Source organism: Streptomyces sp. NPDC104381, from assembly GCF_055583745.1.
The window spans coordinates 852,726-876,861 of the sequence record NZ_JBVJNK010000004.1; the positions used below are offsets into that span (position 1 = coordinate 852,726).

Below are 24,136 nucleotides of genomic sequence, written 5' to 3' on the forward strand. Positions count from 1 at the left end.
CCCTCGTGTCCGTATTCACCGTTTTTTTCACGGGCGTTGATCGGGCGATCACCCTACCTGAGCGGTGAGAGCCAAGTGCCAACAGGCATAGTAGGGGTCCCGGTCGACGGCAGCGGTCCACGGCGGGTGTGGGAACCTGGTCGCCCACTGGGGAGAAGGGGCAGCGCGCACATGGCATCACGGCGGGACGAACTCAATGCCTACACCTTCGCGAAGCGGAGGTTGGTCGCACAGTTCCTGCAGCCCCACCCGTCAGGCTCGGAGGAGGGGGCACCGCGCCCCCTGCGCGCGGTGGTGCCCGGAGCGATCGTCGGCGTGGTCGTCCTGGCGGTGTTCGGCGCCTGGGGGATGTTCAAGCCCGTGGCACCCCAGAAATGGGACACCCCGTACGAGAACGTCATCATCGCCAGCAAGTCCACCACCCGCTACGTGGTGTTGAAGACCGACGGCAAGACGCAGCTCCACCCCGTCCTGAACATGTCCAGCGCCAAGCTGCTCCTCGCCCCGGACAAGGGCCAGGTCGTCAACGTCAGCGAATCGGTCCTCGACAGCGGCAAGATCCCGCACGGCGCGACCCTCGGCATCCCGTACGCCCCGGACCGGCTGCCCGAGAAGTCCGAAGCCGGCGCCTCGAAGCGCTGGGCGGTCTGCGAGCGGCCCGGCGAGGGCGGCAGGGCCATCCAGAAGGCGGCGTTCGTCTTCGCCGAGCGGGAACAGGGGAAGACCGAGGGCGCGAACAAGCTGCACGGCGGCGAGCTGATGTACGTCGAGGGGCCCGGACCGGACAGGACCCGCTACATCGTCGACGCCACGGGCACCGCGTACGCGGTGAAGAACGACGAACTGCTGCTGCGCACCCTGGTCGGCCCGGACCGCACCCCCCAGCGGGTGTCCGCCGACTGGCTGGACACCCTGCACCAGGGCGACGCGGTCACCATCCCGGCCATCGACGGAAATCCCGGCACCGACGCGGGCGTTCCGGGGATCCTGCAGGACGAGGACAACAAGGTGGGAATGATCCTCGCCGCGGTCTCCGGCACCGGGACCCAGCAGTACGTGGTCCTCCCGGGCCGGGTCGCCCCGGTGTCCGACTTCGTCGCCAAACTCCTGCTCAGCAGTCGCGACCTCGTCGGCCTCGGCCAGGACGGCCAGGCGAAGCACGTCAGCGCCGGCGCGTTCGAGCCGGGCGAGGCGTTCGGGCAGGAGAAGAAGTGGCCCACGAGCAAGCCGGAGCCCGTCAACTCCGCGAGCACCGAGAGCGGAAGCCGTAACACCGTGTGCAACGTCCTGCGTTCGGTCTCCGACAAGGACGGCGCCAGCACCCTCAGCACCTGGGTCGGCACGGGCTTCCCCGCCACGCTCCCCACCGGGTCCAGCAGCGCCTACGTCACCCCCGGATCCGGGCAGCTCTTCCGTCAGTTCAAGGGATCCAGCCCCGAGTCCGGCCCCCTCTTCCTGGTGACCGACACCGGGCTGCGCTACGCGATGCAGTCCAACGGCGACAGCGTGGAGGACGACTCCGGGATCGGGGAGTCCGGCACGAAGGAGGAGAAGGCGCAGAGCCAGCAGGAAGCCCAGCAGGCACAGAACCACCTCGGGTACAAGGACGTCGACCCCGCGTCCGTACCCGCCGCCTGGTCCGCCTTTCTGCCGACCGGCCCCCGCCTGTCGACCGGCGCCGCCCGCCAGCCGCAGGGTTCGTGAGGAGCGACCACGTGACCACGGACCCCACTTCCTCCTTCTCCCTCTCCTCTCCTTCCTCCCGGGCGTGCCCGCGGCGGCTGTTGACGGCCGCGGCCGCCACCGCCGTACTCGTCGTCTCGCTGCCGGTGCTGCCGGCGGCCGCGGACGACTCCACCCAGTGCACCTTTCCCTCGAAGAAGTACGCGGGCCGTCCCTGGGCGCTCCAGCGCGTACTGATGGACGAACTGTGGGAGCAGTCCACCGGCAAGGGTGTCCGGGTGGCCGTCATCGACACCGGTATCGACGTCAAGAACCCGCAGCTCACGAAAGCCGTGGACGCCGGGAGCGGCAAGAACCTGCTGGACAAGAACCTCAAGGACGACAACGGCAACAAGATCGAGCGCGGCAAGGAGAACGGCACCACCGACGTGGTCGGCCACGGCACCAAGGTCGCCGGCATCATCGCCGCGCGTGAGGCGAAGGGCACCGGCTTCACCGGCCTCGCTCCCGACGCGACGGTCATCCCGATCCAGCAGAACGACGCCGAGGGCCACGGGACGGCGGAGACGCTGGCAGACGCCATCAACTACGCGGCCGGGCAGGGGAGGGCCGACATCATCAACATCTCCCAGGACACGGCCAACGCGGTGAAGCCCACGCCGCTGTTGGAACAGGCGGTGAACGCGGCCCTGGCCAAGGAGATCGTGGTGGTCGCCTCGGCGGGCAACGACGGGCTGGGCGGCAACATCAAGAAGACCTACCCGGCCTCGTACCCCGGCGTCCTGGCCGTCGCGGCTTCGGACCGTAACAACGAACGGGCGGCCTTCTCGCAGTCCGGTGACTTCGTGGGCGTCGCTGCCCCCGGCGTCGACATGATCTCCACGGTCCCCGGCGGCGGACACTGCGCCGACAACGGCACCAGCTTCTCGGCCCCGTACGTCGCGGGGGTCGCGGCGCTCATCAAGGCCAAGCACAAGGACTGGACGCAGGAGCAAATCGTCGCCCAGATCGAGCAGACGGCGGAACGCTCGATCGCGGGCCACGACCACCTGGTCGGCTGGGGCGTCGTCGACCCGGTGCGCGCCCTGACGGAGGACGAGAAGCCCATCGAGAAACCGGTGGCACACGAAGGTATGAGCAAGGGCAAGGCACCGGTTCCGGCCGCCATCCATCTGGGCGAAACCGCGGACGAGCGCAACGCCAGGCTCGCCACCTACGTCGTGGTGGGCGGAGCGGTCCTGGTGGCCGCCATCGCGGGCGCGGCAGTGACCGTACGCGACAGGCAGCGGCGGCAGGGCCGGCCCGGCGGAATGTGATGTCGTGGAAGTCACGTGATGGAGAAGACAGTTGGTCCTGTCAGTGCCATTGGCTAAAGTGATGTGATGGGGTCAGCGCTGTTCACGCGGGTGCGATAGCAACGCGAAACGGACTGAGCAAACGGGGAAACGGGGAAGGGCAGCAACGTGGCCAAGGGAAAAGGGGATCTCCGGAAGGGCGTAGGCGCCCTGGAGGAGTTCCAGAAGAAAGTGAACGCTTTGCTGGCGGACCTCGAGAGCTCACCGGCCGGCAAGTCGAAGGTCGCGGAACAGACGGTGTCGCGTAACGCATTCAGCGGCCACAACGCCTCTTTCGCGGAAGCGGACGGGCTCTACGCCCAATACAACCGTGTTCACGAATCCCTGGTCACCCTCTCGAAGTCCCTGGGCGAGCAGATCGAGTACCTGAGCCTCGGGGTGCATGCGGCGGCGGTCGGCTTCGACAACGTGGACGACGACACGCGGCGCCGCTTCTACGAGATCCAGGCGCACATGGACGCCGAGCGCGAGAAGGCGGCGCGGGCGGACGAGCCTGCCAAGCCTGAGAATGCTGACAAGCAGTATGACGGGGGGTGGGCAGCCGAATGAGCGAGCCGAAGACGCCTGAGACAGGTTCCGAGGAGCCGGAGCTGACTCCTGCGGAACAGCAGCAGGAGGACAAGGAACGCGTCGCGGGGCAGTTGGTCGTCACCGACGTGACCCGCCAGATGCAGGACGTGATGGAGGTGTTCGGCCTCGGCAGCGGCGGCTCCTCCGGCCGGACGTCCTTCGAGGGCCACGAGCTCAACGCGATGATCGACCTCATCGAGAACTCCAAGCCGGAGTACCTCGAAGAGGCGGGCAAAGCGCTCCTGAAGGCGCGTTCCGCGATGGAGACGGCGGCGGGCGAGCTTGAGGGCTTCATCGACCGTGTCGACTGGGAAGGCGAGTCCGGGACCGCTTTCAGTAACTGGGGCAAGGGCCTGGTCGCCCACGCCCGGAAGCTGGGTGCCTTCGCCGAGGTGGCCGGCACCCAGATCACCGTCGCGGGCACGGGTCTTGCTTCGGTCCGCAACTCCCTCCCGAAGCGCGACACCCGTCTGGTCCGCAAGACCCCTGACGAGGTCGAGGCGCCGAAGCAGATCGAGGGGAACGCGGAGTACGAGGCGGCCCTCAAGGTCGAGAAGGACCGCCAGGAAGCAATCAACCAGGCGAACCGGCTGGCGTCGTACTACGCGGTGTCGGAGGAGACGCTGGCGGCGCAGGAACCGCCGCGGTTCGAGAAGAAGCTCGATGTGGCGATGCCGCGGCCTTCGAAGGGAAGAGGTGATGGGCAGTCGGATTCCTCGTCGTCGGTTTCCGAGTCGCCCGGCGCCGTGGACTCCGGCGGCGCGTCGCGTCATGCAGTGATCGGCGGCCCCGGTTCCTCGTCGGGCGGCCAAGGCTTCGAGACGCCAGTGCCAGTGACGCCTGTCCCGGAAAGGGGCGTCTCGACAGAAATCGACAGTGTCGCCACTCCGCCGGCACCGGTGACCACCCCTAATGCGCCATCTCCCGTTCCAACTACGAGTCCTTCTACGTCTGGTGGAGGACCGAACCTCCCCATGGCGCCTGGCTTCATGAATCCCGTCACCAATAGTTCACGTGGCCCGCAGGGCACTACAAGCGCGCCCAGAACTGTTGGCCAGCCCGGTGGCGGTCGAACAACTGGCGGTCCTGCCGCAAATGGTCGGGCTGGGTCCCCGGTCGGGCGTCCATCGCCGATGAGCGGGGGCTCGGCCTCGGGAACCACCGGACGTGGGGGCGGTGGGGCGCAGTCCCCCACTGCCGGACGATCCGGTGTAACTGGTGGCAGGCCGACGTCGGTAGGCCATGCCGGTACGTCCGGAACGTCCAACCCGCGTGCGGGCCGGAGCGGCATCGTCGGGGGCACACCCCAGCGTTCCACGTCCGGGGCGGCCGGAGGCACACGTGGTACCCCTCGGGGAACGGTCATCGGAGCTGGCGGAGCGTCACGGCCGGGAGGTCCGGTCGGAGGGGTCGGACAGCGCGGCGTCGTGGGCAGTGGAAGCGGTAAGACCCCTCGTCCTGCGGGGCGGGGCACCCCCAGCACCAACGGAGTTGTCGGCACGCCCCGCGGTGGCCCCGCACGGCCCGGGGCGGGCGGGAAGGGCTTCACCGCAGGCGGTGCTGGTCTCGTGCGTGGTCCGGCAGGTCGGAAGGACTCCAGAGACGAGGACCAGGACGACGGTACGCCGCGTCCGGACTACCTGACCGAAGACAGAGAGACGTGGGAAGCCGGACGTCGTGGAGTCGCACCGCCGGTGATCGAGTAGGTACAGGGAAGGTTCGGAAGTCGGGATGACAGCAGGAATGAGCCAGACCCGAATGCGCCTCCCGCTGAGAGGGCGACTTCTCGGCGCGATGGCCGTGGCAACTGCGTGGAGCATCGGATTTGTAGGTGCTGCTCCGTCGGCGGTCGCTGCAGACGTACAGGCGGATCAGTGGTACCTCAAGCCCATGCAGGCCGAGGAGATGTGGAAGACCACCACGGGGGCAGGCATCAAAGTTGCTGTCATCGACACTGGCATCAACCCATCGACGCCGTCCTTGAAGGGGCAGGTCCTCAAAGGGCTCGATGCTACGGGTGCCGAAGGGGACGAAACTGACGACTATACCGGTCATGGCACAACGATGGCGGAGCTCATTGCCGGTACTGGGGAAGGCGGAGGCCTGAAGGGTCTTGCCCCTGGAGCGAAGATCATCCCCATGAGGGTCGCGGACACTGACTTCCAAAACTCCCATTCGGTCAATGCCTACGACTCTGCGGACTCAATCCGTGCCGCTGCTGATAGTGATGCCCAGATCATCAGCATGTCGTTCGGTAGCGAATTTAAAATGGATCGAGAAATTGAAGCGGTAAAATACGCTCAGAGTAAAGGGAAGCTATTCTTCGCTGCTGTTGGAAATGAGGCAAAGAAGGGTAACGCACCCATCTATCCGGCCGCTTACCCGGAAGTCGTCGGTGTCGGAGCGGCCGATAAGCAGGGTAAAGTTTCCGATACTTCCCAGTACGGCAACATCGTCGATATTGCCGCACCCGGTGACGATGTGCCTTTTTGGTGTGATGAGAAATTCGAACGTTATTGCCGAGGGGACGGCGGAACGAGTGCGGCCACGGCTATCACATCAGCTTCTGCTGCCTTGGTCTGGTCTGCTCACCCTGACTGGACCGCGAACCAAGTCCTCAACGTACTGTTCGATACGGCTGGCCGGGACTGGGAAAAGGGCACGCTCAGCAAGTACCTGGGTCACGGTCTGATTCGCCCTTCCATGAACATTCTGAAGGGTAAGGGCGATCCCGGCGCCCCGGACGTCAGCCCGCTCACCAACGAGAAGACGTCCGGCTCCGCAGGTTCGGCCGCTCCCTCCGCATCAGCTTCGTCACAGCCTGACGAGAAGGACAAGGCTGAGGACGCAACCATGGCAGGCTCCAGCACGGAGAAGGACGGCGACAGCCAACTGGGCTTGATCATCGGTGGGGTGGCCGTAGTACTCGTGCTCGGCGCAGGCGCTTTCGCGCTCGTTCGCAAGCGCCGTACGGCCTGACTGACCGTAGTTCCTCACACGCACCTTCCGGCGGAAACGCCGGACCGAATAAAGAGCACCAGGAAGGAAGCCAGCACCATGCCGGATCAGAAGCTTTCAGATGAAATGCTGCTCAAGCTCGAGGGCGAGCTCACCAAGCGGTTCGACTCCGTGAGGGGCCAGCTGAAGACGCTGCAGGCGACGATCGACAGCCTGGAAGGTGCCTGGAAGGGTATCGGCGCCAGCGCCTTCAACGTCAAGCAGGCTGACATCAACGTGAAGATGGGCAACATCGCCACGCGTCTCGTCAACTTCCAGGAAGCCATCAAGGCGGCCCGGACCATCTCCGGTAACACCGAAGACGAGATCAGGCAGGCACTCCAGGGCGTCGACGTCGTCCCCGGCCACTCGGGCGGTTCCGAGGCCAAAACGTCGGCCATCAACGCTCTCTGAGACTTGCCGTACCCCGTACCACGTACGGGCCATCACACCGCACTAGATTGAACTGGAGGACCGTATGCCGACCAACGACGGCACGATGGTTGTCACTTACTCGAGCCTGGAGCAGGCCGCCGGTGACATCGACCGGCAGAGCAGGCAGCTTCAGGAGGACCTTGCGGCGATCAAGCGCATGGTTGCCAACGTGTCCGAGCTCTGGGTGGGCGAGGCCAAGTCGGCGTACGACGCCGCACAGGCCGGCTGGGACCGTGACGCCACGGGGATCCACACCGCTCTGTCGGAGATCTCTCGCAAGGTGCGTGACGCCGGTACGTCGTACCACGCGGGTGACAAGCGGGCGCGGGCCAACTTCGAGTAGGTCTCGCCAGGCAACACAACACAGGTCAGGGTGGGCACGCACGGGAGGTGCCCACCCTGACCTTTGTCGTGGGCCCACACGGCCGGGGTGATCGAGTACGTACACGGAAGGTTCGAAAGTCAGGATGACAGCAGGAATGAGCCAGACCCGAAAACGTCGTGCATCTCTCGGATTGAGAATGCGCCTGCTCGGCACGATGGCTGTGGCCGCTGCCTGGAGTGTGGGATTCGTTGGAACCGCGCCCTCTGCGTTCGCTGTGGATGCGCAGTCGAAGCAGTGGTACCTCGAACCCATGCATGCTGAAGAGATGTGGAAAACAACCACAGGCGAGGGCATCAAGGTTGCTGTCATTGATACCGGTGTCAACCCTCGGACGCCATCCCTGAAGGGGCAGGTACTAAAAGGGTTTGATGCCACAGGGGCAGACGGCGATGAGTACGACGACTATGACGGCCACGGCACCACGATGGCCGAGTTGATCGCTGGGACGGGCGAGGGTGGGGGCCTGAAGGGCCTCGCCCCAGGCGCGAAAATTATGCCGATGCGGATCACTGATACGAAGTTTCAGAATGAGCATTCGGTGAACGCGGATGATACTGAAGACGCTATCCGTGCTGCGGCGGACAGTGATGCGCAGATCATCAGTATGTCTTTCGCTAGTGACTTCCCAGGTAGGGGAGAGCGCGAAGCTGTCGAGTACGCTGAGCGAAAAGGGAAGCTTTTCTTCGCGGGAGTTGGAAACAACGCCGAAGAGGGAAACAAGGAGCAGTACCCCGCTGCGTACCCACAGGTCGTCGGCGTTGCTGCAACTGACAGCAGCGGTAAAGCCTCAACGTACTCCCAGCACGGGGATAGCGTAAACATTGCAGCCCCGGGTGACGGAATTCCGGCCTGGTGCGATAAAAAGTTCCAGGGCTACTGTGAGTCGGAAGGCGGAACCAGCCAAGCGACAGCCATCACGTCAGCCGCTGCTGCCCTGATTTGGTCCGCCCACCCGGAGTGGACAGCGAACCAGGTCCTTAACGTTCTCTTTGACACGGCTGGGCGAGGAGACGACTGGGAAGAGGGAACGCTCAGCAACTACCTCGGCCACGGCATCATTCGTCCGGCTGTCAACATCCTCAGGGGCACAGGAGATCCTGGCGCCCCGGACATCAGTCCTCTCACCAATGAGAAGACCGCTGGCTCCCCAGCCTCACCTGCCGCATCAGGTTCGTCACAGCCTGAGAAGAAGGAGAAGGTGGAGGACGCCGCTGTGGCAGGCTCCAGCGCGGAGAAGGACGGCAGCAGCCAACTGGGGCTGATTCTCGGCGGAGTGGCCGTAGTGCTTGTGCTCGGCGGAGGCGCTTTCGCGTTGGTTCGTCGGCATCGTCGCGCCTGACCGAAATGACCGAGGCGCGCGGCTCGGCATGGGTCCAACGAATGGCATCCGAAATCGCTCGATGGCCTGCGTACAGAGCCCACCCCGGGTGGGTGATTCTGAGGTGGACCGCAGGTCTACAGGGCCCGTGCTGATACAGAATCCCTTGTACTGGTCGGACTGTGGACTGGGCGGGCGGCTGTCCGTGACCGGAAAGGCCGTCAGCGTTGTACCGGGCAGCACCACGGTCGGGTCCGGTGCTGAGCGGACACGGAAGAGCGGGCGGTGGGCCATGCGGGCAGGCGAAGGGGCCGGGGAGGCGGCCAACAACGAGCCCGAGTTGTCGGACAGCCTCAAGACGTTCGGGGCGGTGCTGAAGGCGTTACGGGAGGAAGCCCACCTCACCCAGGAGCAGTTCGCGCCGCTGGTGCAGCACTCGGCGGCGTACATCGCCAAGATCGAGCAGGGGAAGCGGTTCCCGCCCAGGGACCTGCTGGAGCGCTCGGAGGAGGTGTTGGGGGCGGCGGCTGCGCGTGTGCTCGCGGCGGCTGCGCGGAGCCTGACGCGAAAGGTTGGGCTGGCGTCGTGGTTCCGGCAGTGGGCGGGGATCGAGGAGGAGGCGATCACGCTCTGCGCGTACGAGTGCCGGGCGATCCCGGGGTTGTTGCAGCCGGAGGCGTATATCCGGGCGATCTTCGAACGACGGCTGCCGCCCCTGTCCGAGGAGCAGATCGAGCATCAGGTGGCCGCCCGGCTGGAGCGACAGCAACTCCTGACCGACAGGCCGAACACGGCATTCAGCTTCATCATTCAACAGGCTCTGCTGGAACGGCACATGGGCGGGCCCGACGTCGTTCGTCAGCTCTTGGAGCATCTGCTCGAGCAGAGTGTGCGGCGTAACGTCGAGATCCAGGTCATGCCCCTGCGTCAGTACGACCACGCCGGCATCGATGGCCTGATGTACCTGGCCGAGACCCGGGCGCACGAGTGGGTGGGCTACTCCGAGGGACAGCAGTCGAGCATTCTCATCACGTCACCGAAAGACGTGAGCGCCATGCTCCAGCGCTATGGCAAGCTGCGCTCGCAGGCCCTCGGCCGCGAAGCCACCGTAAGTCTGTTGGAGCAGATGCGAGGAGAACTATGAGCACGAGAGAGCCGGTCTGGCTCAAGAGCAGCTACAGCGGCAGTTCGGGCGACAACTGCGTCGAAGTGGCGGCACACCGGGCCACCGTTCTCATCCGGGACTCGAAATGTACGCAGAAGCGTCCGCTGAGCGTATCCCCGGCCGCCTGGTCGGCGTTCACGAAGCTTGCAGCCGGCTCAACGGTGTGAACGGGGGCACCGGGGCAGTCTCCTGACCTACTCCTTCGCTCGCCCCCCCGCCCCCCCCCGCTCGTCCGGCACGCCGGCCGTGCCGGACGAAACGATGACGAACCTGGGGTGACTAGTCCTTCACCAGCGTCCACCACCAGCCGATGCTGGCGATCGGAAGAGGCTGGTTCGCCTCCCGTTCCTGGAAGGGGGAAGCCGCGCTGCCGGCCGGCAGGTCGGCCGGGTCCTCCGGGTTGACGTAGCGGTTGGTGGTGAGGGACCAGTCGTAGTCGGCGCGGATCCAGGAGTCGCAGTCCGTGATCCAGCGGCGGAGTTCAGGGCCGGCGTCGCTCAGGATCTGGTCGCGGAGGCGCAGATAGAGGGCCATGGCGCGGGTGTGCATCATGGCGGTCTCGCTCACCGCTTCGTCGAGGGAGCATTTCCGCTCGTACGCGATCAGGTCGACGATGTTGCCGTAGCCGTCCTGGCTGCGTTGACGCTCCTTGTGGTACGAGACCAGGTCGTTGGACCAGCCGATGATCGAGGCGAAGACCTCGACGAACCCACGGACGTCGTGGCGCTCGTAGTCGGCCGCGGGGAGGTCGTATCCGTGGATGATCTCGCTGAGCGTCGAGAAGATCTTGACCCCGGAGGAGTCGAGCCGTACCGCCAGGTGGTCGGAGAGGGTGGGGATCCGCCCCTGGGCGCTGTTGGCGGCCATCCAGATCTGGCCCTGGAGGTAGGCACGGAAGCTCGCGGCCCAGCGCGCGGTCTGCACGGGTGTGGTCAGGCCGTCGAGCCGCAGCCGCAACTCGCGTAACGCGGCGCTGTAGTTGTCGTCGGCGGGTGCCGCCCAGGGGACGTCGACCACGCGCTGGAGCTTGGTGATGATGAGCAGGGTCGCGTCCGGGGAGGCTGCGACCGGCCCCTCGTCGCAGAACTCGTCGTCGAACGCGAAGAGCCACATCAGGAAGTCCGAGGTCCACTGCAACGCCCCGAGGCGTCCTGCGGGGGCGCCACGGCTGGTTATCTCGCCCACGGAGATCCGTGTCAGCCGTTCGCGTTGGGCTCGGTCGGAGTAGAGGCCGAATCGATCGAGCCAGGCGGCCGAGCGTTCGTCGATCTCACGCCAACTCGGGTGGATTCCGGAGGGGAGCGGAACCCACAGCTGAGGGATCTTCGGCGCTGGAGCTGGGGAGGTCATGTACCGCCCTTTCGCATGTACTTTTCAATGCCTCTGAGACCCGGAAGTTAGCAAGGTGTACGGGGAACGGGTACAGCCCTTTCCGGCCTGCTTGGCTCGTGGACGACCGTGCCGATCGGCCCCGGAACGGGCCCCTGGTAACGCCTTCGGCGCCTGTGAGGGGTGCGAAAGTGGTTGATCACGCATCGTTTGCTGTCGATCACCCCGGGCACACACTTGGCCCGAAAGTGCCTCTTGAAAGTTCAGGATTCACCGATTCACGGGTCGGCCATGGAGTTCTGGCCCCACCCCACCGGACCGGACCGCACCTGCGGTCACACGGACACGTCTCGTCGCGCGTCAGCGGCCGTGTGTCGGTCGACGGCCCAGACGAGGAGCGCACAGAGGGCGAAGGCGGCGCCGAGAGAGCTGGATCCGGCCCACCCTGCGACGGAGTACACCGCGGTGGTGCCGGTCGCTCCGACGGCTGAGCCGAGGGAGTAGAAGAGCATGTAGCCGCCGATGGCGCTGCTCGTCCGGTGCGAGTACGCGGATGTGAGCAGGTGCTGGTTGTTGACGTGCACCGCCTGCACCGCGAAGTCGAGGGCGATCACGCCGACGACGACCGGCCAGAGCGACCAGGACGCTTGCCCGGTCGCCAGCCATGAAGCGGCCAGGAGGGCGAGTGCGCCGCCCGTGACGGCGGCGGTGCGGCCGGCGTCGGCGCCCTTGCCGGCTCGGGAGGCGCCCAGTGCCCCGGCGAGCCCGGCGATCCCGAAGAGGCCGATCTGGGCCGGGCTCAGATGCCACGGCCCGGCTGCGAGCGGCAGGGCCAGGCCGCTCCACAGCGTGCCGAAGGAGGCGAACAGGAAGAACGCGATCAGTCCACGTGAGACGAACAGGCGCTCACGGAACATACGGCCCAGCGCTATCAGCACCGCGCCGTACGTGGTCCGGACGTCGCGGGGGTCGGGCGGCAGGAGCCTCAGCACGCAGCAGGTGAGCGCGACGAGGAGCACGGCGATCGCCACGTAGACGCTTCGCCATCCCCAGAGGGCGGCGAGAGTGCCGGCGAGCACGCGCGCTCCGAGGATGCCGATGATGACACCGGAGGTCACGGCTCCGAGTGTGCGGCCGCGTTCCGCTGCCGTGGACAGGTCGGCGGCGAAGGCGACCGTGGTCTGGACGACGACCGCGAACAAACCGGCGAGGGCCAGACCGGCAAGCAGGAGCCAGAGCTGGGCGGCGACGGCGGCCAAGGCCATGCCGGCCGCGGCGAGGAGAAGGTGCCCGGCGATGAGCTTGCGGCGGTCGAACATGTCCCCCAGCGGAACGAGGAGGGCCAGGCCGATCAGATAGCCGAGCTGCCCCGCGGTGACGATCCACCCCAAGTCGGCTTCCGGCACGCCCAGGTCGCCACCGATCTGGGCCAGCACGGGCTGCGCCACATAGATCGTCGCGACCGCGACCGCGCAGATCACGGCGAACAGCGTCCTCCGGCCAGACGTGAGACTCACCGGCACACCCCCAATCAGTAGCACAATGCAACCAAAATGAAGGTACGGCAGAATGGTTTCGATTCGCAACCCTTGAGGAGGAGTGATGACTCGCACGGCGCCCGGTGACGAGGGGACGTCCTGGACCGATCCCGCCTGCCCCGTCGCACGCACGCTCGACCTGGTCGGGGACCGATGGAGCCTGCTGATCGTCCGCGACGCGATGGACGGGGCGCGCGCGTTCACCGACTTCCAGCAGCGCACCGGAATCGCGCGGAACATCCTCACCGACCGCCTGCGACGCCTGATCGAACGAGGAATCCTCGAGCGGCAGACCGCCCCGACAGGGCGACGACAGAATTACGTCCTCACGGAGGCGGGCCGGGACCTCTTCACCGTCATCGTGGCCGCGCGTCAGTGGGGCGAACGCCACGCCTTCGCACCGACGGAAACGCACTCACTTCTCGTCGACGGAAGCGGTCTCCCGCTCCCGGAACTGCGTCCCACCGACGCGCAGGGCAGGCCCGTGGACGTCGAGACGACCTCTGTGCTGCACGAGCGCTGACCGCAGGGAGCGGGGGAGTGAACCCGGCCGACGAGGGGCGTCAGCACGCGCCCTTGCGGCTCGTCACGGCGAAGTCGTAGATCGGAACGGTCACGGTGCCGGGGTTGCCCGCGATCCCCGGAGGTTCGTAGTCCCCGCCCTTCGAGCGCGTACGTACGACGTGCACGCAGAAGGCCGCGTCCGCACCGGCGGCCGTGACCGTGTAGTCGGCGTCGGAGGCTCGGTTCGCGGCCGCGGCGCCGGCGTCCACGCCGCTCTGCGGTGCGCCGCCGCCACCGTTCTCGACGACCTCGTCCTCGATCATCGTCGCGAACTCCTCGTCGAAGCCGCCGTCCTCGCCGTAGATGTCGCCGAAGCGCGAGGCGCCGTTCAACTCCTCCGTTGCCTGGCCGACCGCACTGGACAGCTCGTCGTCGCTCCACTCCGCGTCAGCGACCACGGCCATGAACTGAAACGCGGAGAAGATGCCGATCCCCGCCATCCCGAAGAGGGCGACACGCGCCACGACGAAGGCGGAATCGGGCAGCTCCGGCGCCGAAGGACTGAGCGACCGGCGCCACCGGCGGACCCGGTCCGCCTTGACGCAGCCCATGACCACGAGGCCGGCGGCCAGCACAAGAAGAAGCGCGCTCATCGCTGTGGGAGCCTCACTGTTCTCACCGAGGACCGTTCCGGACCGTTCTCACCCAGGACCTCTGGGCCGTTCTCACCGGGGCGGGCGGTCACAGCGGCGTACCGCCGACCGTCACCGCCCGCCCCGGTACCGCGTGGGTTCTACCGGTCCCCGTCCATGAGCCCCGACTGCACCAGCGGGTTCCCGCGGCGGCGGGTGACGAACACGCCGCGCCCCGGAGGCATCGGGCGCGGTCGTACGTTGCCGAGGATGTCGCCCTCGATGGGGTCGCCCGAGAGCATCAGGCCCTGTGCGCCCAGTTCCAGGATGCGCTGCAGGAACGGCTCGTACAGGGCGCGGCCCGCGCCCGCCGTGCTGCGGGCGATGATGAACCGCACGCCGACGTCACGCGAGAACGGCAGCATCTCCGTGAGCTTCGACAGCGGGTTGCCGCTGGACGTCGAGACCAGGTCGTAGTCGTCGACGACCACGTACACGTCCGGGCCGCTCCACCAGCTGCGGTCACGCAACTCCTGGGCCGTGACGTCCGGCGAGGGCGTACGGCGCTTCATCAGGTCGTACAGCGCGTCCATGTGGTGCTCCATGTTGTTGGACATGGGCACGTACTCGGCCAGGTGGGTCGCCGGGGTGACGTCCAGCAGCGCTCGGCGGTTGTCGATGACGAAGAACTTCGCGGCGTTCCCCTCGTACCGCTCCGTCAGCTGCTTGATGAGCAGACGCAGCAGGTTGGACTTGCCGGACTCGCTCTCGCCGAACACCAGGAAGAACGGGTCCCGCTCGAAGTCGAGGAAGACCGGCTCCAGGTTGTTCTCGTCGATGCCGAACGCGATGCCCCGCTCCGGCCGCGCGTAGCCCGCGGGCAGGTCGTGGACCGGGAGTTCGCGGGGCAGCAGCCGGACCGCCGGGGCGGGCGCCGCGGTCCAGTGCCGGGCGACCTCCTGGTTCATCGCGGCCGTGGCCTCGGACAGGTCGCTGTCGGAGTTGATGCCGTCGATCCGCGGCACCGCGGCCATGAAGTGCAGCTTCTCCGGGGTGAGACCCCGCCCGGGGACCCCGGCCGGCACGTTGACCGCGGCCTTGCGGTCCAGCTCCGAGTCCATGACGTCACCGAGCCGCAGCTCCAGCCGGTTCATCAGGTGGTCCTTGAGGTTGGCCCGGACCTCCATGGAACGCGACGCCGTGACGATCAGGTGGATGCCGTAACCGAGACCCCGCTGCGCGATGTCGATGGCCGCCGCTTCCAGGGCCTCGTAGTCCGTGCGGAAGTTGCCCCAGCCGTCGATGAGCAGGAAGACGTCCCCCCACGGCTGGTCGGTCACCGAGATCTCGCCCCGCGCCCGCAGCCTGCGGAACGTGGCGATGGAGTCGATGCCGGCGCTGCGGAAGTACTCCTCGCGGCGCGCCATGATCCCGTACACCTCGGAGACCGTACGGCGCACCCGCTCGGGGTCGAGGCGGGACGCGATCCCGCCGACGTGCGGCAGACCGGAGACCGAGGCCATGCCGCCGCCACCGAAGTCCAGCCCGTAGAACTGGACCTCCTGCGGGGTGTGGGTGAGGGCGAAGCCCGCGATGAGCGTGCGCAGCAGCGTGGACTTGCCCGACTGCGGGCCGCCAGTGATCTGCATGTGGCCCGCCGCACCGGAGAAGTCCCGGTAGAGCGTGTCGCGGCGCTGCTCGTACGGCTTGTCCACCACACCCAGCGGTACGACGAGACGGCCCGAGCCCTCGAACCCGGGCTGGGTCAGCCCACGGCCCTCCACCGCGGAGAGCCCGGGAAGGAGCTCGTCCAGCGACGGCGGATTGTCCAGCGGAGGCAGCCACACCTGGTGCGCGGAGGCTCCCCGGCCCTCCAGCCGGCGCACGATCACGTCGAGCACCGTGTCGGCCAGCGCGTCGTCCTCGGCCTTACGGGCCTCGGGCACCCCCGGCCGCTCCGTCGGCTGCACATAGCGGACGGGCACCGGAGCCGCGGTGAACACCACGGGCCTGCGGTCCACCGGCAGCGGACCGGAGGACACCACGGGCTGGGCACCGGAGCGGTACACCCCGGAGACGTACGCGGCCTTGAAGCGCACCATCTCGTCCGTGCCGTACTTCAGATAACCCGAACCGGGCACGTTGGGCAGGTGGTACGCGTCGGGCACGCCCAGCGCGGCACGGGACTCGCCCGCCGAGAACGTACGCAGGCCGATCCGGTACGACAGATAGGTCTCCAGGCCGCGCAGCCGCCCCTCCTCGAGGCGCTGCGAGGCCAGCAGCAGGTGGACGCCCAGCGAACGGCCGATACGACCGATCTGCACGAACATCTCGATGAAGTCCGGCTTGGCGGTGAGCAGCTCGCTGAACTCGTCGATGACCAGGACGAGGGAGGGGATGGGCTGCAGCGGGGCGCCCGCGGCCCGGGCCTTCTCGTAGTCGTGGATGTTGGCGTAGTTGCCCGCGTCGCGCAGCATCTCCTGGCGGCGGTTGAGCTCACCGCTGATGGAGTCGCCCATGCGGTCCACGAGCGTCAGGTCGTCCGCGAGGTTGGTGATGACCGCCGCGACGTGCGGCATCTGCGCCATGCCGGCGAAGGTCGCACCGCCCTTGAAGTCCGCGAGGACGAAGTTCAGCGTCTCCGAGGTGTGGGTGACGGCCAGACCCAGCACGAGCGTGCGGAGCAGCTCGGACTTGCCGGAACCGGTGGCGCCGACGCACAGGCCGTGCGGCCCCATGCCCTCCTGCGCCGCCTCCTTGAGGTCCAGCATCACGGGGGCGCCGTCCTCGCCCACGCCGATCGGCACCCGGAGCCGCTCCGCCTGCGAGCGGGGCCGCCACGTCCGGCTGACGTCGACCGAGGCCGCGTCCCCCAGATTCAGCAGATCGGTGAACTCCAGATTGGCGAGCAGCGGTTCGTCGTCGTCCCCGCCGGAAGCCACGTGCAGGGGGGCCAGCTGCCGTGCCAGGGCCTCCGCGGCCTCGTGGCTCAGCAGGTCGGGGAGGCCGTCGTACACGAGGCCGTTGCCCGACTCCAGCTGAAGCGACTTCGGGTCCACCACGATGGAGAGGCCGCCGCGGGCCCCGGTGAACTGGCCCGTGACGATCTCGACGACCGACACGCCCTGGAGGCCCTCCGCCGACGCGAGCGCCGACGTCGCCGGCACGGACTCGCCGTCGAGCACGACGACGATGTGCGGCTGGTCCAGGAGCGGCTGTCCGCCGGGCTGGAAGCGGGGCCGGCCGTCGAGGCGGCCCGCGAGCATGTCCTCCAGCTCCGCGACGCCCGTGGTGATCAGGCGGCGGCTGCCGGCCCCGTCGGTGGAGCCCTGGACCTGGACGTGCGGGAGCCACTTGGTCCACTCCCAGCGGGGAGCGGCGTCCCGGCCGGTCGCGACGGCGATGATCAGATCCTCGGGGGAGTGCAGCGAGGCGAGCGCCCCGACCATCGCGCGGGCGGTGGCACGGGCGGACTCCGCCTCGCCGCTGATCGTCAGGTGGTAGAAGGCACGGAGCGAGACCGCCATCGGCAGCCCGTCCAGCGTGCTGTGGGTCGTCAGGAACTGCTGCATCGCCCCGGCCGTCAGCGGCTCCAGCTCGTCGACCGGAGCCGTGTCGGGGACGACGAGCGGGGTGGCGAGCTCCTGGCTGCCCAGGCCGATGCGTACGTGCGCGAAGTCGGCGTCACCGACGCGGCGCTCCCACACCCGGCTGCCCTCGGCGACGAGCGCCCACAGCTGCTCCGGGGACGGGTGGAGGTAGAACTGCGCGTCGCGCTGCTGCCGGGCGGTCCTCAGCACGGCGCGCCGGGTCTGGGTCAGGTACTTCAGGTAGTCGCGTCGCATGTCCGCGAGCTGGCCCTGGGTGCCGCGCCGGAAGCGGATGATCATCGAGATGGCCATGGCGACCGTCGACGCGATCATGACCATGCCCATGATCCGCATGATCGGGTTCGGCGTCATGAAGAAGAAGACGACGGAACCACCCATGCCGAGCATCGGCAGCAGCTGCATCATCACCCCCTCCTGCTGCCCGCGGGGCAGCTCGGGCGGAGGTTGCAACTGCACCTGCTCGCCCGGAACTTCGGAGGGGAGGGCCCGCGGTGGGCGCTTGACGACAATCTGGCTCACAGCTCACCAATTCCCTTGCCGGACGGAACTGTTCCTATCGGCGCCCCCGTGGCGACGGGTTCCGTCCGCGGGAGGATCCTACTGGCGGCCCCGGTGACCCGAGGGCGGTAGGGTGTCGCGACGCGTGTACGCATCCGCTAACTACCGCAAAAAAATGGGTCATTCGGGACGCTGCTGGAGCCCGTGACCCAGGGGGTGCGTCACACAGGAGATCCAGGACAGGCATGAGGGGGAACAGCACGTGACTATGACGGCCCAAACGGCGGCCACCGGATCCGGTCGGCCGGGTCCCGGAGTTCCGGCCGGCAACGGAACCGGCTTCTGCCGGGTCACGGTCGTCGCGCCCGACAGCCGCGTCGACGTGGCGCTGCCCGAGGACATCCCCGTCGCCGACCTCTACCCGGAGATCCTCCGGCTGTCCGGGCAGAGCCCCACCCAGGGCGCGCCCGTCGGCTACCACCTGGTGCGCCGGGACGGCACGGTGCTCGACAGCGGGCGTACGCTCGCCGGCCAGCGCATCCTCGACGGCGAGCTGCTGTCCCTCCGCCCCTTCTCGGAGTCGCTGCCGCCCGCGGTCTTCGACGACGTCTCCGACGCGGTGGCCTCCGCCGTCGCCAAGGACCGCACGCTCTGGGGCGACACCCTCATGCGCTCCGCCGGCCTCTTCGGCGGGTCGGTCCTGCTGGTCCTGCTCGGCTTCGTGCTGTGGACCTCCGACGTCCGGCACGACATGCACGGCCTGCCGGGCATCCTGGCGGCCGTCGCCGCGCTGCTCCTCCTCGCGCTGGCGTGCGTCCGCGCGCGCGTCTACGCGGACCGCGGTTCGTCCATCGCGCTCGGGATCGGCGCACTGACCAGCTCCGCCGTCGGCGGCGCCGGGCTCCTGCCGCTCAGCGCGGGCCAGGGCGTCGGCAGGCTCCAGTTCCTCCTCGCCTGCGCCGCCGTCCTGGTGGTCTCGGTGATCCTCATGATCGCCGCCCCCGAGGGCGACGGGACCTTCGTCGCGTTCGTGTTCGCCTCCGCCATCGGCGTACTCGTGACCTTCATCGCGATCATGACCGGCATGGAGCCGGCCGAGACCGCCGCCGTGTGCGCGCCCCTGTCCGTGGGCCTCCTCGGCTTCCTGCCCGGCCTCTCCACCCGCTTCGCCCGCCTCCCGATCGGCTTCGAGCCGCCCCGCACCACCACCGGTGACTACGGGACGACCGACCCGGCCCCGCAGGGCCCGGTCGACGCCGACCGCATCGCCGCCCAGGCGCGGCGCGGCCACGAACTGCTCCTCGGCCTGGTCGGCGGATGCGCGCTGGTCGCCGTGGGCGCCGCCGCCGTGCTCGGCTTCTCGGACGGCGTCTGGGGTCAGCTGCTGGCGCTCGCCACCGGGGCCGCCATGCTCATGCGCGCCCACCTGTTCCGCTACACGGCCCAGGTCGGCTGCGCCCTGGGCGCGGGCCTCGCCGCGCTCGTGCTCCTCGGCCTCGGGCTGTCGCTCAACCCGCCGGCCGAGCTGTTCCTGGACGCCTTCAAGGGCGACACCACGGGACTGGACATCCGTACGATCTGGCTCACCGCCGCCGTCGCCGGCGTCGCCGCGCTGATCACCGCCATCGGCCTGATCGTGCCGCGCAAGGGAGTCACCCCCTTCTGGGGGCGCTTCCTGGAGGTCGCCGAGGCCTGCGTGCTCCTGACGCTGCTGCCGCTCTGCCTGGCGGTCTTCGACGTCTACCACTCGATCCGGGCACTCACCAGCTGACACCCGTCAAAGGCGCTCCGTACGGCTGGTACTCTGACCAGTGGCCGTTTGTGTACGCGTCCCCGGATCATCCTGGGGGCTGCGCTCATCGGACCTTCGCCTCCGAGTCATGGAAGCTCCCCTGAGATCAAGACCAGGGGCACTCGTGGGCGCATCGAACATCACAGAGGAGTACGCGTGCCGCTCGACGCCGCTACGAAGAAGCAGATCATGTCCGAGTTCGCCCAGAAGGAGGGTGACACCGGATCCCCCGAGGTCCAGGTCGCCATGCTCTCCCGCCGGATCTCGGACCTGACGGAGCACCTCAAGACGCACAAGCACGACCACCACTCCCGTCGTGGTCTGCTGATCCTGGTCGGCCAGCGTCGCCGCCTCCTGCAGTACCTGGCCAAGAAGGACATCCAGCGCTTCCGTGCGCTCGTCGACCGCCTCGGCATCCGCCGTGGCGCGGCCGGCGGCGCCAAGTAAAGACGCTGTTGAAGGGAGCGGTACCCACTTCCAGGGGACCGCTCCCTTTGCCGTACGTGCGGTACCGGGCCCAAGCTCAGTAACCTGGACGTACAACACCAGACGAGGAGAGGCGCCCCACGGCCGCCGCCGGTCCTCGGTAGTGGCCCCCGGGACAACGCCCGGGAGCTTCGATCGAAGACCGGCCCCGCACACAGGGTGCGCTTCTCCGCACCGTCCTGAGCCACACGGGCGTCAGGACGAAAGACGACGAGTATGGAGAAATCACTAGTGGAGAACGAGACCCACTACGCCGAGGCCGTTATCGACAACGGAACCTTCGGCACCCGCACCATCCGCTTCGAGACGGGCCGCCTGGCCAAGCAGGCCGCCGGCTCCGCCGTCGCGTACCTGGACGACGACACCATGGTGCTGTCGGCCACCACCGCTTCCAAGCGGCCCAAGGACAACCTCGACTTCTTCCCCCTCACGGTGGACGTCGAGGAGCGGCAGTACGCCGCCGGCAAGATCCCCGGCTCCTTCTTCCGCCGGGAGGGCCGCCCCTCCGAGGACGCGATCCTCACCTGCCGTCTGATCGACCGCCCGCTGCGCCCCTCCTTCAAGAAGGGCCTGCGCAACGAGATCCAGATCGTCGAGACGATCATGGCGCTCAACCCCGACCACCTCTACGACGTGGTCGCGATCAACGCCGCCTCCGCCTCCACGATCCTGGCGGGCCTGCCCTTCTCCGGCCCGATCGGCGCCACCCGCGTCGCCCTGATCAAGGGCCAGTGGGTCGCCTTCCCGACGCACACCGAGCTCGAGGACGCCGTCTTCGACATGGTCGTCGCCGGTCGCGTCCTGGAGGACGGCGACGTCGCGATCATGATGGTCGAGGCCGAGGCCACCGAGAAGACCATCCAGCTCGTCAAGGACGGCGCCGAGGCCCCGACCGAAGAGGTCGTCGCCGCCGGTCTGGAAGCCGCGAAGCCCTTCATCAAGGTGCTCTGCAAGGCCCAGTCCGACCTCGCCGCCAAGGCCGCCAAGCCCACCGGTGAGTTCCCGGTCTTCCTCGACTACCAGGACGACGTCCTGGAGGCGCTCTCCAAGGCCGTCAGCACCGAGCTCGCCAAGGCGCTCACCATCGCCGGCAAGCAGGAGCGCGAGGCGGAGCTCGACCGCATCAAGGAGATCGCGGGCGAGAAGCTCCTCCCGGCCTTCGAGGGCCGCGAGAAGGAGATCTCCGGTGCCTACCGCGCGCTGACCAAGAAGCTGGTCCGCGAGCGCGTCATCAAGGACAAGGTCCGCATCGACGGCCGTGGCGTCACGGACATCCGTACGCTCGCCGCCGAGGTCGAGGCCATCCCGCGCGTGCACGGCTCGGCGCTGTTCGAGCGTGGCGAGACCCAGATCCTGGGCGTCACCACCCTCAACATGCTCCGCATGGAGCAGCAGCTGGACACCCTCTCCCCGGTGACCCGCAAGCGCTACATGCACAACTACAACTTCCCGCCGTACTCCGTCGGTGAGACCGGCCGCGTGGGCTCGCCCAAGCGCCGCGAGATCGGCCACGGCGCGCTCGCCGAGCGCGCCATCGTGCCGGTGCTGCCGTCGCGCGAGGAGTTCCCCTACGCGATCCGCCAGGTCTCCGAGGCGCTGGGCTCCAACGGCTCGACGTCCATGGGCTCGGTCTGCGCCTCCACCATGTCCCTGCTGAACGCCGGTGTGCCCCTCAAGGCCGCCGTCGCCGGTATCGCCATGGGCCTGATCTCGCAGGAGATCGACGGCAAGACCCACTACGTCGCGCTCACCGACATCCTCGGTGCCGAGGACGCGTTCGGCGACATGGACTTCAAGGTCGCCGGTACGAAGCAGTTCGTGACCGCGCTCCAGCTCGACACCAAGCTCGACGGCATCCCCGCCTCGGTCCTGGCCGCCGCGCTGAAGCAGGCCCGTGACGCCCGCCTCCACATCCTCGACGTGATGAACGAGGCCATCGACGTCCCGGACGAGATGTCCCCGAACGCCCCGCGGATCATCACCGTCAAGATCCCGGTGGACAAGATCGGTGAGGTCATCGGCCCCAAGGGCAAGATGATCAACCAGATCCAGGAGGACACCGGCGCCGACATCACGATCGAGGACGACGGCACCATCTACATCGGTGCCCAGCAGGGCTCGCAGGCCGAGGCCGCCCGCGCCACGATCAACGCCATCGCCAACCCGACCATGCCGGAGGTCGGCGAGCGCTACCTGGGTACGGTCGTCAAGACCACCACCTTCGGTGCCTTCGTCTCCCTGATGCCCGGCAAGGACGGCCTGCTGCACATCTCGCAGATCCGCAAGCTCGCCGGTGGCAAGCGCGTGGAGAACGTCGAGGACGTGCTCGGCGTCGGAGCCAAGGTCCAGGTCGAGATCGCCGAGATCGACTCCCGCGGCAAGCTCTCCCTCATCCCCGTCATCGAGGGCGAAGAGGACGAGAAGAAGGACGACACCGCCAAGTGACGTCCCGTAGTTCCGTGACGACGGCCCGCCCCTCCTCGGAGGGGCGGGCCGTCGCCCGTACCCAAACGCTTCTCAAGGGCAGCAACGGCATCGGCACGGTCCGCCGCACGGTCCTCCCCGGCGGCCTGCGCGTGGTCACCGAGACCCTGCCCTCCGTACGCTCCGCCACCTTCGGGATCTGGGCCAACGTCGGATCACGCGACGAGACGCCCACCCTGAACGGCGCGACGCACTACCTCGAACACCTCCTCTTCAAGGGCACGGCCAAGCGCAGCGCCCTGGACATCTCGTCCGCGATCGACGCGGTCGGCGGCGAGATGAACGCCTTCACGGCGAAGGAGTACACCTGCTACTACGCGCGGGTCCTGGACACCGATCTCCCGCTGGCCATCGACGTCGTCTGCGACATGCTGACCGGCTCCCTGATCGCCCCCGAGGACGTCGACGCCGAGCGCGGCGTCATCCTCGAGGAGATCGCGATGACCGAGGACGACCCGGGCGACTGCGTGCACGACCTGTTCGCGCACACCATGCTCGGCGACACCCCCCTCGGCCGCCCGGTCCTGGGCACCGTCGACACGATCAACGCCCTGAACCGCGGCCAGATCGCCCGCTTCTACAAGAAGCACTACGACCCCACGCACCTGGTCGTCGCCGCCGCCGGCAACGTCGACCACGCCACGGTCGTACGCCAGGTCCGCAAGGCCTTCGAGCGGGCCGGAGCGCTGGGCCGCACCGACGCCGTCCCCACGGCGCCCCGCGAGGGCTCCCGCACCCTGCGCTCCACGGGCCGCGTCGAACTGCTGAACCGCAAGACCGAGCAGGCCCACGTCGTCCTCGGCATGCCCGGGCTGGCGAGGACCGACGAGCGCCGCTGGGCACTCGGCGTCCTGAACACCGCGCTCGGCGGCGGCATGAGCTCCCGCCTCTTCCAGGAGGTACGGGAGAAGCGCGGCCTCGCGTACAGCGTGTACTCGTACACCTCGGGCTTCGCGGACTGCGGGCTCTTCGGTGTGTACGCGGGCTGCCGGCCCAGCCAGGTGCACGACGTGCTGAAGATCTGCCGCGACGAGCTCGACCGCGTGGCGACGCACGGCCTCGGCGACGAGGAGATCAGCCGCGCCGTGGGCCAGCTCGCCGGTTCCACCGTCCTCGGCCTGGAGGACACGGGCGCGCTCATGAACCGCATCGGCAAGAGCGAGCTCTGCTGGGGCGAACAGATGTCCGTGGATGACATGCTGGCCAAGATCGCGGCGGTCACCCCCGACGAGGTCCGTGCCGTCGCGGCCGACGTCCTCGGACAGCGGCCCTCGCTCTCGGTCATCGGCCCGCTGAAGGACAAGCAGGCCGACCGCCTCCAGGAAGCGATCTCTCTCACCACCCCGTAAGGAAA

Annotated in this window: 19 protein-coding genes; 15 read left to right on the top strand and 4 right to left on the bottom strand. The window is 68.0% G+C overall.

All coding sequences use genetic code 11. The annotated features are described in order from the left end of the window. Positions 1-171 precede the first annotated feature (171 nt). The 10 genes from eccB to ACZ607_RS17670 all read left to right on the top strand — a co-directional run bounded on the left by eccB (position 172) and on the right by ACZ607_RS17670 (position 10,075). On the top strand, positions 172-1,704 hold the full coding sequence (gene eccB, locus ACZ607_RS17625) for a type VII secretion protein EccB (RefSeq protein ID WP_469735550.1): 1,533 nt from the start codon (positions 172-174) through the stop codon (positions 1,702-1,704). An 11-nt stretch (positions 1,705-1,715) separates the two neighbouring features. Next, positions 1,716-2,999, top strand: coding sequence for a type VII secretion-associated serine protease mycosin (gene mycP, locus ACZ607_RS17630; protein WP_469735551.1), 1,284 nt, complete (start codon positions 1,716-1,718; stop codon positions 2,997-2,999). A 147-nt stretch (positions 3,000-3,146) separates the two neighbouring features. After that, the gene (locus ACZ607_RS17635; RefSeq protein WP_469735552.1) at positions 3,147-3,587 is read left to right on the top strand and encodes a hypothetical protein; all 441 of its coding nucleotides are present in this window, start codon (positions 3,147-3,149) and stop codon (positions 3,585-3,587) included. Then, complete coding sequence (locus tag ACZ607_RS17640) at positions 3,584-5,314, top strand: hypothetical protein (protein WP_469735553.1); 1,731 nt, start codon at positions 3,584-3,586, stop codon at positions 5,312-5,314. Before ACZ607_RS17635 ends, ACZ607_RS17640 begins: the two co-directional genes overlap by 4 nt. A 25-nt stretch (positions 5,315-5,339) precedes the next feature. Next, a complete protein-coding gene (locus tag ACZ607_RS17645) occupies positions 5,340-6,587 on the top strand; it encodes a S8 family serine peptidase (protein WP_469735554.1) in 1,248 nt (415 codons plus the stop codon). Positions 6,588-6,665: 78 nt separating this feature from the next. After that, a complete protein-coding gene (locus ACZ607_RS17650; protein WP_469735555.1) occupies positions 6,666-7,019 on the top strand; it encodes a WXG100 family type VII secretion target in 354 nt (117 codons plus the stop codon). Between the two features lie 64 nt (positions 7,020-7,083). Next, entirely contained in the window at positions 7,084-7,383 is a 300-nt protein-coding gene (locus tag ACZ607_RS17655; protein ID WP_099177837.1) for a WXG100 family type VII secretion target, read from the top strand. Between the two features lie 124 nt (positions 7,384-7,507). Beyond that, positions 7,508-8,764 carry a S8 family serine peptidase gene (locus tag ACZ607_RS17660; RefSeq protein ID WP_469735556.1) on the top strand — a complete coding sequence of 419 codons (1,257 nt, stop codon included), beginning with the start codon at positions 7,508-7,510 and terminating at the stop codon, positions 8,762-8,764. A 271-nt stretch (positions 8,765-9,035) separates the two neighbouring features. Beyond that, the gene (locus ACZ607_RS17665) at positions 9,036-9,887 is read left to right on the top strand and encodes a helix-turn-helix domain-containing protein (protein ID WP_469735601.1); all 852 of its coding nucleotides are present in this window, start codon (positions 9,036-9,038) and stop codon (positions 9,885-9,887) included. Beyond that, positions 9,884-10,075 (top strand): DUF397 domain-containing protein, encoded by a 192-nt coding sequence (locus ACZ607_RS17670; protein ID WP_469735557.1) that lies wholly within the window; start codon positions 9,884-9,886, stop codon positions 10,073-10,075. The genes ACZ607_RS17665 and ACZ607_RS17670 overlap by 4 nt, the downstream gene beginning before the upstream one ends. Positions 10,076-10,187: 112 nt before the next feature. Here the strand turns inward: ACZ607_RS17670 and ACZ607_RS17675 are convergent, their stop codons facing one another. Further along, positions 10,188-11,258, bottom strand: coding sequence for a (+)-(1(10)E,4E,6S,7R)-germacradien-6-ol synthase (locus ACZ607_RS17675; protein WP_469735558.1), 1,071 nt, complete (start codon positions 11,256-11,258; stop codon positions 10,188-10,190). Between the two features lie 314 nt (positions 11,259-11,572). Continuing rightward, entirely contained in the window at positions 11,573-12,754 is a 1,182-nt protein-coding gene (locus tag ACZ607_RS17680; RefSeq protein WP_469735559.1) for an MFS transporter, read from the bottom strand. Positions 12,755-12,839: 85 nt separating this feature from the next. Between ACZ607_RS17680 and ACZ607_RS17685 the strand changes: the two genes are divergently transcribed. Then, positions 12,840-13,298 (top strand): winged helix-turn-helix transcriptional regulator, encoded by a 459-nt coding sequence (locus tag ACZ607_RS17685; protein ID WP_469735560.1) that lies wholly within the window; start codon positions 12,840-12,842, stop codon positions 13,296-13,298. 40 nt (positions 13,299-13,338) lie between these two features. Here ACZ607_RS17685 and ACZ607_RS17690 read toward each other — a convergent pair whose 3' ends face one another. Further along, on the bottom strand, positions 13,339-13,932 hold the full coding sequence (locus tag ACZ607_RS17690) for a hypothetical protein (RefSeq protein ID WP_469735561.1): 594 nt from the start codon (positions 13,930-13,932) through the stop codon (positions 13,339-13,341). Between the two features lie 140 nt (positions 13,933-14,072). Beyond that, positions 14,073-18,041, bottom strand: coding sequence for a type VII secretion protein EccCa (eccCa, locus tag ACZ607_RS17695; protein WP_469735562.1), 3,969 nt, complete (start codon positions 18,039-18,041; stop codon positions 14,073-14,075). A 247-nt stretch (positions 18,042-18,288) separates the two neighbouring features. Here eccCa and eccD point away from each other — a divergent pair, with 247 nt between their 5' ends. From eccD to ACZ607_RS17715, 4 genes are all read left to right on the top strand, one after another. Then, the gene (eccD, locus tag ACZ607_RS17700) at positions 18,289-19,791 is read left to right on the top strand and encodes a type VII secretion integral membrane protein EccD (RefSeq protein WP_469735563.1); all 1,503 of its coding nucleotides are present in this window, start codon (positions 18,289-18,291) and stop codon (positions 19,789-19,791) included. 177 nt (positions 19,792-19,968) lie between these two features. Next, a complete protein-coding gene (gene rpsO / locus ACZ607_RS17705) occupies positions 19,969-20,259 on the top strand; it encodes a 30S ribosomal protein S15 (RefSeq protein WP_003965855.1) in 291 nt (96 codons plus the stop codon). A 270-nt stretch (positions 20,260-20,529) separates the two neighbouring features. Beyond that, positions 20,530-22,743, top strand: a complete 2,214-nt coding sequence (locus ACZ607_RS17710) for a polyribonucleotide nucleotidyltransferase (RefSeq protein ID WP_469735602.1) — start codon at positions 20,530-20,532, stop codon at positions 22,741-22,743. Next, positions 22,740-24,131: a M16 family metallopeptidase gene (locus ACZ607_RS17715; RefSeq protein ID WP_469735564.1), complete on the top strand. Its 1,392-nt coding sequence runs from the start codon at positions 22,740-22,742 to the stop codon at positions 24,129-24,131. The genes ACZ607_RS17710 and ACZ607_RS17715 overlap by 4 nt, the downstream gene beginning before the upstream one ends. Positions 24,132-24,136 lie beyond the last annotated feature (5 nt).